Annotated in this window: 12 protein-coding genes; 4 read left to right on the top strand and 8 right to left on the bottom strand. The window is 66.2% G+C overall.

Features of this window, described 5'->3' with window-relative positions; translation table 11 throughout:
- The first annotated feature begins 34 nt into the window (after positions 1-34).
- The 3 genes from betA (at position 35) to VN11_RS10110 (ending at position 4,674) form a co-directional block, all read left to right on the top strand.
- Entirely contained in the window at positions 35-1,717 is a 1,683-nt protein-coding gene (gene betA / locus VN11_RS10120; protein ID WP_053449652.1) for a choline dehydrogenase, read from the top strand.
- Positions 1,718-1,928: 211 nt separating this feature from the next.
- On the top strand, positions 1,929-3,605 hold the full coding sequence (locus VN11_RS10115) for a long-chain fatty acid--CoA ligase (protein WP_053449651.1): 1,677 nt from the start codon (positions 1,929-1,931) through the stop codon (positions 3,603-3,605).
- Positions 3,606-3,804: 199 nt separating this feature from the next.
- Complete coding sequence (locus tag VN11_RS10110) at positions 3,805-4,674, top strand: crotonase/enoyl-CoA hydratase family protein (RefSeq protein ID WP_053449650.1); 870 nt, start codon at positions 3,805-3,807, stop codon at positions 4,672-4,674.
- 12 nt (positions 4,675-4,686) lie between these two features.
- On the opposite strand, the gene VN11_RS10105 is transcribed toward VN11_RS10110, so the two are convergent.
- From VN11_RS10105 to VN11_RS22520, 8 genes are all read right to left on the bottom strand, one after another.
- Positions 4,687-7,410, bottom strand: a complete 2,724-nt coding sequence (locus tag VN11_RS10105; RefSeq protein WP_080374908.1) for a response regulator — start codon at positions 7,408-7,410, stop codon at positions 4,687-4,689.
- A 1-nt stretch (position 7,411) separates the two neighbouring features.
- Positions 7,412-8,551 (bottom strand): response regulator, encoded by a 1,140-nt coding sequence (locus VN11_RS10100; protein ID WP_053449649.1) that lies wholly within the window; start codon positions 8,549-8,551, stop codon positions 7,412-7,414.
- Positions 8,552-8,756: 205 nt separating this feature from the next.
- On the bottom strand, positions 8,757-10,268 hold the full coding sequence (lysS, locus tag VN11_RS10095) for a lysine--tRNA ligase (RefSeq protein WP_053449648.1): 1,512 nt from the start codon (positions 10,266-10,268) through the stop codon (positions 8,757-8,759).
- A 212-nt stretch (positions 10,269-10,480) separates the two neighbouring features.
- A complete protein-coding gene (locus tag VN11_RS10090) occupies positions 10,481-12,121 on the bottom strand; it encodes an acetolactate synthase large subunit (protein ID WP_053449647.1) in 1,641 nt (546 codons plus the stop codon).
- A gap of 63 nt (positions 12,122-12,184) precedes the next feature.
- Positions 12,185-13,570, bottom strand: a complete 1,386-nt coding sequence (locus VN11_RS10085) for an NAD-dependent succinate-semialdehyde dehydrogenase (RefSeq protein ID WP_053449646.1) — start codon at positions 13,568-13,570, stop codon at positions 12,185-12,187.
- Positions 13,571-14,214: 644 nt separating this feature from the next.
- A complete protein-coding gene (locus tag VN11_RS10080) occupies positions 14,215-14,997 on the bottom strand; it encodes a helix-turn-helix transcriptional regulator (RefSeq protein WP_053449645.1) in 783 nt (260 codons plus the stop codon).
- Between the two features lie 152 nt (positions 14,998-15,149).
- Positions 15,150-16,275 (bottom strand): peptide chain release factor 2 gene (gene prfB, locus VN11_RS10075; RefSeq protein ID WP_099551678.1). Its coding sequence is split into 2 segments (ribosomal slippage): positions 15,150-16,199 and positions 16,201-16,275, totalling 1,125 coding nucleotides; the frame shifts between segments, so codons are not numbered across the junction.
- On the bottom strand, positions 16,198-16,470 hold the full coding sequence (locus VN11_RS22520) for a hypothetical protein (protein WP_053510374.1): 273 nt from the start codon (positions 16,468-16,470) through the stop codon (positions 16,198-16,200). The genes prfB and VN11_RS22520 overlap by 78 nt, the downstream gene beginning before the upstream one ends.
- Between VN11_RS22520 and VN11_RS10070 the strand changes: the two genes are divergently transcribed.
- Positions 16,460-17,200 carry a M48 family metallopeptidase gene (locus VN11_RS10070; protein ID WP_080374907.1) on the top strand — a complete coding sequence of 247 codons (741 nt, stop codon included), beginning with the start codon at positions 16,460-16,462 and terminating at the stop codon, positions 17,198-17,200. The genes VN11_RS22520 and VN11_RS10070 overlap by 11 nt on opposite strands.
- Positions 17,201-17,225: the final 25 nt, after the last annotated feature.

Raw genomic sequence — 17,225 nt, 5'->3', positions numbered from 1 at the left:
GCATGCAGCGCGCCCCGGCCTGCAGGAGACACCCATGAGCACCCATAACGAGTACGACTACATCATCGTCGGCGCCGGTTCGGCCGGCAACGTGCTGGCCACCCGCCTCACCGAAGATGCCGATGTGAGCGTGCTGCTGCTGGAAGCCGGTGGCCCGGACTACCGGCTCGACTTCCGTACCCAGATGCCGGCCGCGCTGGCCTTCCCGCTGCAGGGCAAGCGCTACAACTGGGCGTACAAGACCGATCCCGAGCCCTTCATGAACAATCGCCGCATGGACTGCGGCCGCGGCAAGGGCCTGGGTGGCTCGTCGCTGATCAACGGCATGTGCTACATCCGCGGCAACGCGATGGACTACGACAACTGGGCCAGCATGCCGGGCCTGGAAGACTGGACCTACCTGGACTGCCTGCCGTACTTCCGCAAGGCGGAAACCCGCGACATCGGCGCCAATGACTACCACGGTGGCGACGGCCCGCTGCGCGTGACCACGCCGAAGGCCGGCAACAACGAACTGTTCGCGGCGATGGTCGAGGCCGGCGTGCAGGCCGGCTACCCGCGCACCGACGACCTCAACGGCTACCAGCAGGAAGGCTTCGGCCCGATGGACCGCACGGTGACCCCGAAGGGCCGCCGTTCCAGCACCGCCCGCGGCTACCTGGACCTGGCCAAGCCGCGCCCGAACCTGACCATCGTCACCCACGCGCTGACCGACCGCATCCTGTTCTCGGGCAAGCGTGCGGTGGGCGTGCAGTGGCTGCACAACGACCAGCCGCAGCGCGCCACCGCGCGCCGCGAAGTGCTGCTGTGCGGCGGCGCCATCGCCTCGCCGCAGATCCTGCAGCGTTCGGGCGTCGGCCCGGCCGACCTGCTGCGCAGCCTCGACATCGACCTGGTGCACCACCTGCCGGGCGTCGGCGCCAACCTGCAGGACCATCTGGAGATGTACCTGCAGTACGAGTGCAAGAAGCCGGTGTCGCTGGCCCCGGCGCTGAAGCTGTACAACCAGCCGGCGATCGGCGCCGAGTGGCTGTTCCTGGGCACCGGCATCGGCGCCAGCAACCAGTTCGAGGCCGGCGGCTTCATCCGCAGCGACGCCGAGTTCGACTGGCCGAACCTGCAGTACCACTTCCTGCCGGTGGCGATCAATTACAACGGCTCCAACCCGATCAAGGCGCACAGCTTCCAGATGCACGTGGGCTCGATGCGCTCGCCCAGCCGCGGCCGCATCCACGTGCGCTCCAAGGACCCGCGCGAACATCCCAGCATCCTGTTCAACTACATGTCGCATGACCAGGATTGGCGCGAATTCCGCGCGGCGATCCGCATCACCCGCGAGATCTTCGCGCAGCCGGCGCTGGCACCGTACAGCGGCCGCGAGATTTCGCCCGGCAGCGCGCTGCAGACCGACGCGCAGATCGATGCGTTCGTGCGCGAGCATGCAGAGACCGCCTACCACCCGTCCTGCTCGAACAAGATGGGCCACGCCGATGATCCGATGGCGGTGGTCGATGGCCAGGGCCGCGTGCACGGCCTGGAAGGCCTGCGCATCGTCGATGCCTCGATCATGCCGCAGGTGGTGACCGGCAACCTCAACGCGCCGACCATCATGATGGCCGAGAAGCTGGCCGACGTGATCCGCGGCCGCACCCCGCTCGCCCGCAGCACCGCGCCGTACTACAAGGCCAACGGCGCACCGGTACGCAAGCAGGGCTGAGCAGCCCCGAACCGGTAGGTGCCCACCTTGGTGGGCACTGATCCAGGACGCCCCCTCGAAATCCCGTGCCGACCAAGGTCGGCACCTACCATTGCCGCCTCCGCGAACCCCTCTTCGCGTTTTCCCTACGGCGGGGTATGCTGCAATGACCGGCCATTGTCGATACGCTCAGGGCCGGAACCTAATACATCACGATTCCTGGAGGGGGAATATGAGTCTGGATCGTCCCTGGCTGCAGAGCTATCCGAAAGGCGTTCCCGCCGAAATCGACGTCAACGAGTTCCATTCGGTCGCCTCGGTCTTCGACGCCTCCGTCGCGAAATTCCGCGACCGTCCCGCCTACTCCAGCTTCGGCAAGGTCATCACCTATGGTGAGACCGATGCGCTGGTCACCCAGTTCGCCGCCTACCTGCTGGGCGAGCTCAAGCTCAAGAAGGGTGACCGCGTCGCCCTGATGATGCCCAACTGCCTGCAGTACCCGGTGGCCACCTTCGGCGTGCTGCGTGCCGGACTCACCGTGGTCAACGTCAACCCGCTGTACACCGCGCGCGAACTCAAGCACCAGCTGGTCGATGCCGGTGTCAGCGCGCTGGTGGTGGTCGACAACTTCGGCGACACCGTCCAGCAGGTCATCGCCGACACGCCGGTCAAGCACGTGATCACCACCGGCCTGGGCGACCTGCTCGGCGCCAAGGGTGCGATCGTCAACTTCGTGCTGAAGTACATCAAGAAGATGGTGCCCAACTACCACGTCAAGGGCGCGGTCCGCTTCAAACAGGCGCTCAAGCTGGGCAGCCGCCACGCGCTTCCGAAGGTCGAGATCGACCACGACGACATCGCTTTCCTGCAGTACACCGGCGGCACCACCGGCGTGGCCAAGGGCGCGATGCTGACCAACCGCAACCTGATCGCCAACATGCAGCAGGCGTCGGCGTGGCTGTCCACCTCGGGCATCGAGCCGGGCAAGGAAGTGATCATCACCGCCCTGCCGCTGTACCACATCTTCGCGCTGACCGCGAACGGGCTGGTCTTCATGAAGTTCGGTGGCTGCAACCACCTGATCACCAACCCGCGTGACATGAAGGGCTTCGTCAAGGAGCTGAAGGGCACCCGCTTCACCGCCATCACCGGCGTCAACACGCTGTTCAACGGCCTGCTCAACACCCCCGGCTTCGACGAGATCGATTTCTCTTCGGTCAAGTTCACCCTGGGCGGCGGCATGGCGGTGCAGCGCGCGGTGGCCGAGCGCTGGAAGAAGACCACCGGCGTCACCCTGGTCGAGGCCTACGGCCTGACCGAAACCTCGCCGGCGGCCTGCATCAACCCGCTCACCCTGCCCGAGTACAACGGCTCGATCGGCCTGCCGATCCCGTCCACCGATGCCTGCATCAAGGACGACAACGGCAACATCCTGCCGCTGGGCGAAGTCGGTGAGCTGTGCATCAAGGGCCCGCAGGTGATGAAGGGTTACTGGCAGCGCCCGGATGAAACCGAAAAGGCCATCGATGCCGACGGCTGGCTGCACACCGGCGACATGGCGAAGATGGACGAGCACGGCTTCTTCTACATCGTCGACCGCAAGAAGGACATGATCCTGGTGTCCGGCTTCAACGTGTACCCGAACGAGGTCGAGGACGTCATCGCGATGATGCCGGGCGTGCTGGAAGTGGCCGCAGTCGGCGTTCCGGACGAGAAATCCGGCGAAGTGGTGAAGGTCGTGATCGTGAAGAAGGACCCGAACCTGACCGCCGAAATGGTCAAGGAGCACGCGCGGGCAAACCTGACCGGATACAAGCACCCCAGAATCGTAGAATTCCGAAAAGAGCTGCCGAAGACCAACGTCGGCAAGATTCTCCGTCGCGAGCTGCGTGATACGCCCGCCCAGTAAGGGTTTGCGGGCAAGCAGGCAGAACAGGGGCCCCGCCGGCGACGGCGGGGCCTTTTCATTGCCGGAACATGGCCGGCCCAGCGCTTGCGGGCGGTTCACGACGGGTGCATAGAATCAGTCGCCGCCGCACGTTCAGCTCGCCCCCTCACTCTTCTCCGTCCGCTCTGCGGTTGGCCGGACGGTCACACGGAGAACTTCCATGTCCGCAGTACGCCCCATCATCACCCGCCCCGCCCAGCACCCTACCCTGCGTATCACCGAGGAACTGGAGCGGAATGTCTACTGGATCCACATGCACGCCAACCTGGTCAACCAGCCGGGCCGGCCGTGCTTCGCTTCGCGCCTGGTCGATGACATCGTCGACTACCAGCGCGAACTGGGCGATCGCCTCAGCGCCTCGCATGTTCTGTCACCCCATGTCGTTCTGGCCTCGGACAGCGACGTGTTCAACCTGGGCGGCGATCTCGAACTGTTCTGCCGCCTGATCCGCGAAGGGGATCGCGCCCGCCTGCTTGACTACGCGCAGCGCTGCGTGCGCGGCGTGCATGCCTTCCATGCCGGTCTTGGCGCCCGCGCGCACAGCATCGCACTGGTCCAGGGCAATGCACTCGGCGGCGGCTTCGAAGCGGCGCTGAGCTGCCACACCATCGTTGCCGAGGAAGGCGTACTGATGGGCCTGCCGGAGGTGCTGTTCGACCTGTTCCCCGGCATGGGCGCCTACTCCTTCCTGTGCCAGCGGATCAGCCCGCGCCTGGCCGAGAAGATCATGCTGGAGGGCAATCTCTACACGGCCCGCCAGCTCAAGGAGATGGGCCTGGTGGACATCGTCGTGCCGGTCGGAGAAGGCGTCGCCGCAGTAGAACAGGTGATCAAGGACAGCAAGCGGATTCCGCACGCCTGGGCGGCGATGCGTGAAGTCAACGAGATCGCCACCATGGTGCCGCTGCACGAAATGATGCGGATCACCGAGATCTGGGTCGACACCGCCATGCAGCTTGGCGAGAAGTCCCTGCGTACGATGGATCGGCTGGTGCGGGCGCAGGCCCGGCGCAATGGCGACCCGGCCTGACAGCCCGGCGGTTCAGGACGGGCTGCGCTCACTGTCGTCGCGGTGCGGTGCCCCCGCACTACGCGCAGCCAGCGCATTCCTGCCGTTGCGCAGGGCGGCCGACAGGTTGCCGAGCCGGGTGTTCCACTCGCCCTTCAGCTGCCAGTCCGCCATGCGCATGATCTCGCCACTGGAGGCGGCAACCTGGACCAGTCCCAGGTTGCTCGCCACACCCCGCAAAGCGTGGGCATGCTCGCGGAAGTCTTCCCAGGCCTGGCGCTCACCGCAGGCCTGCAGCTGGCCCATGCTGGCGTCGACATCCGCCAGGCACTGGTCGATGAACTTGCGTTCGAAGCCATCGCCCATGCCCAGCGCAGCCAGCTCGTCCAGCACGGCGGTGTCGAGCACGCCATCGCCGACCGGCAAGGCGGGCACCGACTGGATGCCGGTTTCGGCACGGGTATTGGCCGCAACGTCGGCCAGTACTTCCAGCAGCCGGGTGGCGACCACCGGCTTGGCCAGGAACGCGCGCGCGCCCGCCTGTTCGCAGCGCAGGATCGACTCGGGGGTGACATCGGCACTGAGCACCATCACCGGCACATAGGGCATGCCACTGGCCTGCATCACCCGCAGCTGCTTGAGCAGGTCCAGGCCGCTCATGCCGGGCATGTGCAGGTCGACGATCGCCGCGTCGTAGCTTGCCTGCTCAAGCGCGTCGAGCACTTCGGCGCCACCATTGACGCAGGTGACCTTGTGGCCGGCTTTCTCGAGCAGGCGCTGCAGCACCATCCGGTTGGCCTCATGGTCATCGGCCACCAGCACCCGCAGGCTGCGCACCCGTGCCCGATGGCGCAGGAACGGATTGGAGAACGCAATGACGTTGCCGGCTTCGGCCACCTCGGACGCCGCCACCGGCGCCGCCACGGGATCTGCAACATCCAGCGTGATTTCAACCCAGAACACGCTGCCGCGCGGGCTGTTCGGGGCGTAACCGACCTGGCCGCCCATCGACTCCACCAGGCCCTTGGCAATGGCCGTACCCAGGCCGGTGCCCTCATGGCGGCGGGCCAGGCCGACATCGCCCTGCTCGAATGCATTGAACAGGCGGCCGCGCAGCGCCACCGGCACACCGATGCCGCTGTCGACGATCTCGAAGCGCAGGCGTACCCGCTCGCTGCCCAGCGCATCAGGGCTGGACACGTGCAATTGCACGTAGCCGCTGTCGGTGAACTTGACCGCGTTGCCCATCAGGTTCAGCAGGATCTGCTGCAGATGGCCGGCGTCGCCCAGCAGGCGCGGCGGCACGTTCTCGTCCACCTGCACGCGGTAGTCCAGCGATTTCGAGCGGGTCTGCGGGGTCAGGATCAGGTTGATCGCCTGCAGCACATCGGCCAGCGCGAATTCGTGCCACTCCACCCGCACCTTGCCCGCCTCGATCGCGGAGATGTCCAGCACCTCCTCCACCAGCGCCAACAGGCTGCGGGTCGAGGCCTGGATGGTGTTCAGGCATTCGCGCTGCTCATCGTCCAGGCGGGTGGTGGCCAGCACTTCGGTCATGCCGGCCAGGCCGTTCAGCGGTGTACGGAACTCGTGGCTCATGTTGGCCAGGAAGCGGCTCTTGGCCTCGTTGGCCTGGCGTGCTTCGGCCACGGCGCGGGTCAGTGCGTGCAGCAACGAGTCGAAGTACAGCGGGATCGCGCCCAGGCCCAGCAGCAGGCCCCAGCCCAGATAGTCGTGGCCCCGCCAGTACGGCGACAGCATCACCGTGCACAGGAAGGCCAAGCAGCCCATCGCGGTGGCCACGCGCAGATAGGTACTGCCGTAGCGCATGCCGTTGCCGATCGTCACCCACAGCATCACCGCGTACAACGGTGCCGCCGGCTCGCCCTGGATGGTCATGATCCAGGCCATGCAGGTGTAGTCGGTCAGCATGCCGATCACCCGGCGCACATGCGACACGCCCGGATGCACCAGGATCGCCGCCAGCAGGCCGGCGGAGATGGTCAGTTCGAAGGCCAGGATCAGCCAGGTGGCCGTCAGTGCCTCACCGCCGCCGCTGAGCGAGCGCCAGCCCAGGTAGCTGATGAACAGTGCAGTGATGACGATGCGGATCAGGTTCTGCGCGTGCTCGCTGTCTTCGCGCCCGGACAGGCGCTGCCTGAAGCGGGCCAGCAGCGAACGCGAGACGGTGGCGGCGGCGGGGGTGGTATCCATGGTCGGATGTCGCATCCTTCGGCGCAGCAGGGAAGAGCAGCACAGGGGCACCGCCAGCAGCCCCAGCCACAGGGAAAGGGCCAGGCCAGGGTTGGCCCGCCAGTACGGGGTCAACAGCACGGTGGCACCGAAACTGGCCATTGCCAACGCGATGGCAGCGGCCAGGTAGCGGGGGCCGAAGCGCAGCCCATTGCCGACCGTCACCCACATCACCACGGCATACACCCAGGCCAGCGGCTCGCCCATCTGGATCATGCCGATCGCGATCAACCCGTAGTCGGCCAGCATCCCGGCCACCCGTCGCGGGTCCGAGCGGCCCGGCTTCCACAGCAGCCAGCCGAACAGCAGCAGCGACAGGCCGAGCCCGGTCAACACCGTCGCCAGCACGCCCTGGTACTGCTCGAGCCGATGCAGGCGGGCGCCCGACAACAGCACATAGACCAGGATCAGCGAGATCAGCACCATCCGCACGATCGCCTGGCCATGCTCCGAATCCGGACGCTGCGCCAGCTTGCGCCTCACGCGTGCGAACAGGTCCTGCATGTCACCCACCCGGTCGCGTCGATGCCGTCGAGTGCTGGGCGCAGATATCCATCAGCTGCGAGTGGCCGCGCATCAGCGCATCCACGCAGCGCGGGTCGAACAACCGGCCACGCTGGGCATACAGATAGGCCAGCGTGGCTTCCATGGTCCATGCTTCCTTGTACGGACGGGGCGAAATCAGGGCGTCGAACACGTCGGCCACGGCCACGATCCGCGCCTCGAGGGGAATGGCCTCGCCCACCAGGCCGTCCGGGTAACCGCTGCCGTCATAGCGCTCGTGATGGCGCAGTGCGATCAATGCGCCGACCTGGATGAAGCGGTTCTGGCTGCCACTGAGCAGTTCATGGCCGATCCTGGGGTGCCGGCGCATGATCGCCAGCTCCTCGTCGTTGAGCTTGCCCTGCTTGAGCAGCACGGCATCGGGAATCGCGATCTTGCCCATGTCATGCAGCGGCGCCGCCATCTCGATCAGCTTGACGTCATCCTCGGGCAGGCCGAGCTGCTCGGCGATCAGTCCGGCGACCCGCGCCATGCGTTCCAGATAGGCACTGGTGCCGGCATCACGGAACTCGATCGCACGGGCCAATCGCGACAGGGTTTCGCGTTCGCGTTCCTCGACCTCGTGCATGCTGGCCAGCAGCCGCTGTTCCAGCGACAACGCACGCTGTTTCACGTTCTCGGTCTGCTGGCGCAGCTGCAACAGGTTGTAGCAGCGCGCGCGCAGTTCGCGCGGGCGGATCGGCTTGACCAGGAAATCGATGACACCCGCTTCCAGCGCCGCCTGCCGGATCGGCTCGTCGCCAACAACGGTGATCAGGATCACGGGAATATCGCGGTGCTTGGGCAGGCGGCGGAAACGGCGGGCGAACTCCAGCCCGTCCATCTCCGGCATGCGGTAATCGAGCAGCAGCAGGTCGACCGGATGCGCCTCGCACCAGGCCAACGCGGTCAGCGGGTCACCAAAGTCATACACGCTCAGTTCCGGCGCGATGTCCTCGATGACATGACGCAGCATCGTCCGCGCGGACGTCTGATCATCAACAATGACGATGTTCAACGCGTACTCTGCCTGGCTTCTCGACCATGCTGGATCATCAGCAGGCGAGGATACTCTGCCGCTGCGAACGCTCGCACCCTGCATCGGCCTGACTCCCGTGTCATACGTCCCGGTTCATGATCGTCATCACATTGTGAAGCGGACGCTCCACAATGCACCATCCCCCTGGCGCCGATCAAGCCATAACAGGCGTCAAGGTAGTGCATTAACGATACGCCGAGTGCGGGACGCGTCAATCGCGCCGTCTCGTTTCGCGACGGCGCGCACAATCAGGAGTCAGAAAGACGGCTTACTGCTCCGGACGCATGTACGGGAACAGCAGCACGTCACGAATCGAACTGCTGCCGGTCAGCAGCATCACCAGGCGATCGACGCCGATGCCGAGGCCGCCGGTCGGGGCCATGCCGTACTCCAGCGCACGGATGTAGTCGGCGTCGTAATGCATCGCCTCGTCGTCGCCACCTTCCTTCGCGGCCACCTGGGCCTGGAAGCGCTGGGCCTGGTCTTCCGGATCATTCAATTCCGAGAAGCCATTGGCCAGCTCCTTGCCATTGACGAACAGCTCGAAGCGGTCGGTGTAGCCCGGATCGTTGTCGTTGGCACGGGCCAGCGGCGAGACCTCGACCGGATGATCGGTGATGAAGGTCGGCTGGATCAGGGTGTGCTCGACGGTGGCTTCGAAGATCTCCAGCAGCAGCTTGCCCCAGCCGTAGGACGGCTTGACCTTGATCTTCAGGCGCTCGCAATGGCGCAGCAGCGCCTCACGATCGGTGCAGTCGGCGGCGGAGATCTCCGGGTTGTGGTGGCGCACGGCTTCGTCCATGCGCCAGCGGCGGAACGCCGGGCCCAGGTCGATCTTCGCGCCGTCCCACTCCACTTCGGTGGTGCCGTTGACAGCGCTGGCGACGTCACGGATCACGCCCTCGGTCAGGTCCATGATCTCGTTGTACGTGGCATAGGCCTCGTACAGCTCCATCATGGTGAACTCCGGGTTGTGCCGGGTGCTGACACCTTCGTTGCGGAAGTTGCGGTTGATCTCGTACACGCGCTCCAGGCCACCCACGGTCAGGCGCTTGAGGTACAGCTCCGGCGCCACGCGCAGGTACAGGTCCAGGTCCAGCGCGTTGTGGTGGGTAGTGAACGGCTTGGCCGCCGCGCCGCCGGGGATGTAATGCATCATCGGCGTCTCGACTTCCAGGAAGTCGCGGTTGTCGAGCCACGCGCGCATGGCGCGGATGATCTTCGAGCGCTTGATGAAGACCGCGCGCGATTCCGGGGTCACGATCAGGTCGACGTAGCGCTGGCGGTAACGCTGCTCGACGTCGGCCAGGCCGTGCCACTTGTCCGGCAGCGGGCGCAGCGACTTGGTCAGCAGGCGGATCGATTCGGCCTTGACCGACAGCTCGCCGGTCTTGGTACGGGTCAGACCGCCTTCGACCGCGATGATGTCACCCACGTCCCAGCCCTTGAAGGCGGTGTAGGCATCACCGAGGACCGTGCCCTGCAGGAACAGCTGGATGCGGCCGGACTCGTCCTGGATCTGCGCGAAGCTGGCCTTGCCCATGATGCGCTTGGCCATCAGACGGCCGGCCATCTTCACCTGGCGGCCGTTGCCTTCCAGGGCCTCGGCGGTCCACTGTTCGGCATCGGCGAATTCTTCCTGCAGCCGTCCGGCAAAGTCCTCGCGACGGAAGTCGTTCGGGTACGCGATGCCCTGCCCACGCAGCGCTTTGAGTTTCTCACGGCGCTCGGCGATCAACTTGTTTTCGTCGACGGGGGGGGTATCGGTAGCTTCGCTCATGGATCTGCGGGAATCGTGTAGTGAGGGGGGATGCTGCGCCCGGCACAGCCGGTTCCACAGCATACCAAAACCGCCCTGCCCCGGCCCCTGGCGGCCCCGCCCGGTAGCCGCCAACCCTGGTTCGCGCCGACAAGCCCCGGTAGTAGCCAACCTTGGTTGGCGCTTCGTGTGTCGACCAAGGTCGACACCTATCGGGCCGCGCGGCGCCGGCGTCAGCCGTTGCCGGGGAACGCCTGGCGCAGTTCGTCCACCAGCACCCGCTCGTTCTCCGAATAGTCGATCGGCACCGACACCAGGTGCACCCCACCCTCATTGAACGCCGCTTCCAGGGTCGGGATGAACTGCTCGATGGCGGTCACCTCATGGCCCCTGCAGCCATAGGCCTCGGCGTACTTGACGAAATCCGGGTTGCCGAAGGTCATGCCGTAGTCGGTGAAACCATCCACCGCCTGTTTCCAGCGGATCATCCCGTAGGCGCCGTCGTTGAGGATCAGCACCACCAGGTTCAGGCCCAGCCGGCGCGCCGTTTCCAGCTCTTGGCTGTTCATCATGAAACCGCCATCCCCGCACACCGCCAGTACCCGCCGCTGCGGGTACAGGATCGAGGCCATGATGGCCGAAGGCAGGCCCGCGCCCATCGTCGCCAGCGCGTTGTCCAGCAGCAGCGTATTGGCCACCTGGGTGCGGTAGTTGCGCGCGAACCAGATCTTGTACATGCCGTTGTCCAGCGCCACGATGCCGTCCGGTGGCATCACCTGGCGGACGTCGTGCACCAGCCGCTGCGGGGTGAACGCTTCCTCCTCGGCACGGTCGGCGATGTGCTCCAGGATGGTCGCGCGCAGCGGCAGCAGCGCATCGGCGTTCGGCACCGCACCCTCGATGCGGTCGGCCAGCTGGGTCAGCGCGCGGCCGATATCACCGATCACCTCCACCTGCGGGAAGTACACCTGTTCCACCGCTGCCTGCGAGTAGCCGATATGGATCACGGTCGGGCCGCCCGGGCGCATCACGAACGGCGGCTTTTCGGTGACCTCGTGGCCGATGGTGACGATCACGTCGGCCTGGTCGATCGCCATGTGCACGTAATCGCGCTCGGTCAGCGCCGCGGTGCCCATGTACAGGCCCGAGCCACCGGCGACCGCACCCTTGCCCATCTGCGTGGTGAAGAACGGAATGCCGGCACGCAGCACGAACGCTGACAGCGCTTCGCTGGACTGTGGCCGCGACGCCGCCGAAGCGATCATCAGCAGCGGACGCTTGGCGTTGCGGATGATCTCCGCCGCACGGTCGAGCGCCTCCGGGCTGGCAATGGGGCGATCCACCGCGTGCGGGGGAATCAATGCCACGCCCTCGACCTCGTTGGCCGCGATGTCTTCCGGCAGTTCCAGCAGCACCGGACCCGGCCGCTCTTCCTGGGCCACGCGGAACGCCTCGCGGACAATGGTCGGGATGGTGCGCGCCGAGACGATCTGCCGTGCCTGCTTGGTCAGCGGCTTCATCGTGCTGACGATGTCGACGATCTGGAAGCGCGCCTGCTTGCTGGCGACGATGCCCTTCTGCCCGGTGATCATGATCACCGGCCACGCACCCAGCAACGCATACGCCGCGCCGGTGGTGAAGTTGAGCGCGCCCGGGCCAAGCGTGGCCAGGCACACGCCGGGCTTGCCGGTCAGGCGCCCATAGGTGGCCGCCATGAACACCGCCGCCTGCTCATGGCGGGTGACGACCAGCTCGATGCTGGAATGGCGGAGCGACTCGACCACGTCGAGGTTTTCTTCGCCGGGGATGCCGAAAATACGCTCGACGCCTTCGTTCTCAAGCGCGGCGACGAGCAGGTCTGAACCCTTGGACATTGGAATGCCGTCCTTTTCGCTGGACTGATGGTGGATCGTTGCAGGAAGGATGAGAGCCGCGCGTCAAGGCTTGTCGAACCACACCGTCTGCGCGTTGACGAATTCACGGATGCCGAAGTGCGAGAGCTCGCGACCGAAGCCGCTCTTCTTCACGCCGCCGATCGGCACGCGCGGGTCCGACGCGGAGAAGCCGTTGACGAACACGCCGCCGGTCTGCAGCCGGCGCGCCAGCTGCATGGCGCGCTCGCGGTCGCCGGTCCACAGGTTGCCGCTGAGGCCGAACTCGCTCTGGTTGGCCAGTTCCACCGCATGGTCGGCATCGCGCGCGCGGCTGATCGAGGCCACCGGCCCGAAGGTCTCGGTATCGAAGGCCTGCATGCCCGGCTCCACGCCGGCCAGCACGGTAGGTGCATAGAACGCGCCCGGGCGCTCCAGTTGATGGCCGCCGACCAGCAGCTGCGCACCGGCCTCCACCGAGGCGCGCACCTGCGCATCAAGCTGCTCAAGCAGGTCCTGGCGCGCCATCGGGCCGATGCGGCTGCCGGGGTCGCGGCCATCGCCAATGGTCAGCGCCTGCACCTTCTGGCAGAACTGCGCCACGAACCGATCGTAGACTGCGTCTTCGACGATGATGCGCTTGCCGGCGATGCAGACCTGCCCGGTGTTCTGGAAGCGAGAGGCCACCGCCGCATCGACGGCGGCATCCAGATCGGCATCGGCCAGCACGATGAACGGGTCCGAGCCACCCAGCTCCAGCACCACCTTCTTCAGCGCCTGCCCGGCCTGGGCGGCGATGCTGCGACCGGCCGCCACGCTGCCGGTCAGGGTCACCGCAGCGATACGGTCATCGGCAATCGCGCGGCTGGTGCCCTCGCGGCTGATGTTGGCGGCGATGAAGGTGCCGTCCGGCAACCCGGCATCACGCCAGGCCGCATCCAGCAGCTGCGCGGTACCCACGATGTTCTCGGCCGGCTTCAGCAGGAAGCCGTTGCCGCCCATCAGGATCGGCACCGCGGCGCGCATCACCTGCCAGTACGGGAAATTCCACGGCATGATGCCCAGCACCACGCCCAACGGCAGGTAGGACACGTAGGCCTTGTCGTCGGGCACCTGGGTCGGCTCGTCGCGCAGGAACTGCGCGCCGTGGTCGGCGTACCAGTCGCACAGCACGGCGCACTTTTCGATCTCGGCCAACGCTTCGGCCTGGACCTTGCCCATCTCGGCGGTGGCCAGCGCGGCCAGCGCGTCGCGGTCGCGGCGCAGTACACCAGCCATCGCGCGCAGCACCCCGGCGCGCTGTTCGAGGCTGGTTGCGCTCCAGGCGGCAAAGCCGGCCTGGCCGCGATCGAGGATCGCCTCCAGTTCGGCGTCGGTGGCGAAGAGATGGCTGGCGATGAGCTGGCCGGTGGCCGGATCGCGGGAAATGGCAGTGCTGGGGGCAGCGGACATGCAGGTCTCCTGGTGTCTCGACGACGGGCAGCGGCCCGTCTCCTGCACAGGAATGTGGACCTGTTCGATGGCAGCAACAAGGCGTCTGCTTATCCTGTGACCTGCACTTACCTGCCTGAATGGGGGGGGGGGCTCTTGGCAGGGCTGCGCCCTGCACCCGCCGAAGCAACTGCAACAGCAACAGCCGAAGCAACAGCACAAGCTGGTTTCCTGCGGGATGGCGGGGTGGGTCCGGTTGCGGGAGACGCCGTAAACCCGTCCTTGGGGGCTTGGCCGCGGCATCCATGCCGCGGACACTCCCGCAACCGGACCCACCCCGCCTTCGACAGTTTCCTGCTGCTGTTGGTGGGTGCCGACCTTGGTCGGCACGGGGTCGGATCCCATCGTGAATATCGATATCTGACAGATGTGTCGACCAAGGTCGACACCTACCAACAGCCGCGTGAAATTGTCAGAGGTGGGGCGGTGTCGGAGTGCGGGGTGTCAGCCGCATGGATGCGGCTGCCAAGCCTACACGGACGTACTTGCGGCGTCCCCGCACTCCGACACCGCCCCGCCCCCCCACGGATAGCCTGCTGTTGCTGTTGCTGTTGCAGTTGCTTCGGCCTCTGCAGGTGCAGGGCTGCAAGCCCTGCCGCCCCCCCCTACTTCCGCGGCAGGTAGGTCACCAGCGAAAGGTCGTGCCGGCTCTCCGGCACCAGCGCCACGTACTGCAGGTCCAGCAACCCGCGCGTGGGATGGTTCAGCTTCTTCGCACCTTCGTCGAACCGGCGCACGTCGTGCTCCGGCCACCACTGGCGAAACTCTTCACTGTGCGCCGCGATATCCTCGACCAGCGCCAGGAACGGCGCCTTGTCCGGCGCCTGCGCCATCGCCGCACGGAAGCCTGCCAGCAGGCCGCGGGTCATTTCTTCCCAGTTGAGGATCAGCGTGCGGTACGGCGGGTACAGGAACATCAGCCGCAGCGTGTTGCGCTCATGCGGCGCCAACTGGCTGTAGTCGACGAAAAGCTCGGCGATGGCCGGGTTCCAGGCCAGGATGTCGAAACGGGTATTGCGCACGTAGGCCGGGATCGGCTGCATCGCCTCCACCAGCTGGCGCAGGCCGTCGGTCACGCTCTCGTCCGGCGACTCCAATGGCACGCCATAGCCGGACAGCGCGAACGCATAGGCGCGCTCGTCGTCGCTCATGCGCAGCACCTCCGCCAGGCGCTCCAGCACCTCGGGCGAGGCGCGCACTTCGCGCCCCTGTTCGATCCATGTGTACCAGCTGACGCTGACCCCGATCGCCAGCGCCACTTCCTCGCGCTTCAGGCCCGGGGTACGCCGGCGCCCGGCCGGCAGGCCGAGCGTGGTGGGGTCGACACGGGCGCGACAGGCCTTGAGGAAGCCGCCAAGTTCCTTGCGTTCAGCTTCGCTGCGCATCATCGCCCCGTCCTACCCTTTGTAGCGTCGAGCCATGCTCGACGCATCCGCTAGCTCGCGAAAAGCAGCCGAGCACGGCTCGGCTCTACAGAAAGCCGGTTCAACCACCCTCGGCGTTGCGCACGAGGGCGATGATATCCGCGCAGGCGCGTCGATCAGGCATCGACGCGCTTGGAACCCACGGCCAGGCCGGCCTTCAGGCTGGCCTCGACGAATTCGTCCAGGTCACCGTCGAGCACCTTCTGCGTGTCCGAACGCTCGATGCCGGTACGCAGGTCCTTGATACGGCTCTGGTCAAGCACGTAGTTGCGGATCTGGCTGCCCCAGCCGATGTCGGACTTGGTGGCTTCCACCGCGTCCTTCTCGGCGTTGCGCTTCTGGATTTCCAGCTCGTACAGCTTGGCGGCCAGCATCTTCATCGCGTTGTCGCGGTTCTGGTGCTGGCTGCGGCCGGTCTGGCAGGCCACGACGATGTTGGTCGGGATGTGGGTGATACGCACCGCCGACTCGGTCTTGTTGACGTGCTGGCCACCGGCACCGGACGAACGGTAGACATCGGTACGCAGGTCGGCCGGATTGATGGTGATGTCGATGTTGTCATCGATTTCCGGCGACACGAACACCGAGGTGAAGCTGGTGTGGCGGCGGTTGTCCGAGTCGAACGGCGACTTGCGCACCAGGCGGTGCACACCGGTCTCGGTCTTCAGCCAGCCATAGGCATAGTCGCCTTCCACGCGCAGCGTGGCCGACTTGATACCGGCAACGTCGCCGCCGGAGACTTCCATCAGCTCGGTCTTCCAGCCGCGCGATTCGCACCAGCGCAGGTACATGCGCAGCAGGATCTCGGCCCAGTCCTGGGCTTCGGTACCACCTGCACCAGCCTGGATGTCGACGAATGCCGCCGCATTGTCCATCTCGCCGGAGAACATGCGCTGGAATTCCAGCTTCTCGACGTGCGCCTGGTGTTTGTCCAGGTCGGCGACCACGGCCAGCGCGGTGTCCTCGTCCTGTTCGGACTCGGCCAGCTCCAGCAGTTCGGTCGCGTCGGTCAGGCCGTCCAGTACCGAGGCGATGCCGCCCACGGTCTTTTCCAGGCTGGAACGCTCGCGGCCCAGGTTCTGGGCGTACTCCGCGTTGTTCCAGACGTCGGGGCTTTCCAGCTCCCGCGTTACTTCTTCAAGACGCTCTTTCTTGGCGTCGTAGTCAAAGATACCCCCGAAGCGACAGCACGCGATCGGTCAGATCGGTGATGCGCTGGCGGACAGGATTCAGTTCGATCATGTCGGCGGTCATGCATTCAAAAGATGACTGCGAATGATACCGCAGCCACCCGGCCCGCGGCGAGGCGGCCCGAACCCGGCGGTCGCGCGCCTGGACACGGGCCTGCACGATGCCGGTAGACTTCCCGACCGCCGCGGGAACAGGGGGACGCGCGGTCCATTCCCATCCAAGGAGCATCAATTCAATGACGATCATGCGTTCCACCCTCTGCCTGGCCGCCTGCCTGCTGGCCGCCAATGCCTCGGCCATCGACCTGAAGGGCCTGACCAGCACCGGCATGAAGGCCGGCAAGGCGCTGACCCTGTCCGACGCCGAGGTCTCGGCCGCCGCCGACCAGGCCTGCACCTACATGGACAAGGACAACCAGGTGGTTGCCGGCAATGATCCCTATGCCCAGCGCCTGGCCAAGATCACCCAGGGCCTGGCCAACGAGGACGGCCTGAACCTGAACTTCAAGGTCTACCGCACCGCCGACGTCAACGCCTGGGCGATGGCCAACGGCTGCGTGCGCGTCTACACCGGCCTGATGGACATGGCCAGCGACGACGAAGTGCGTGGCGTGATCGGCCACGAAATCGGCCACGTGAAGCTGGGGCACAGCAAGACCAAGATGCGCACGGCCCTGCTCGCCTCGGCTGGCCGCGAGGGCCTGGCCGCCTCGGGCAATGGCAACCTGACCCAGCTCAGCCAGGGCCAGCTGGGCGAACTGGCCGAAGGCTTCGTCAACGCGCAGTTCTCGCAGAAGGAAGAGAGCGCGGCGGACGAGTACGGCTACCAGTTCATGAAGCGCCACAGCTACGACCCGGCGGCACTGGCCAGCATGTTCCGCAAGCTGTCCAGCGAAGGCGGCCTGATGTCCTCGCACCCGGGCTCGGAAGCCCGCGCTGCGCGCATCGACGCGATGATCAAGAAGGACAAGAAGTAAGTTGTCCGCGGGCGGGCCGCAGGGC

It is taken from the genome of Stenotrophomonas maltophilia (genome assembly GCF_001274595.1).
Lineage (GTDB): Bacteria > Pseudomonadota > Gammaproteobacteria > Xanthomonadales > Xanthomonadaceae > Stenotrophomonas > Stenotrophomonas forensis.
The sequence above is the reverse complement of the archived record's forward strand: the minus strand, read 5'-3'. Positions and strand labels throughout refer to the sequence as shown.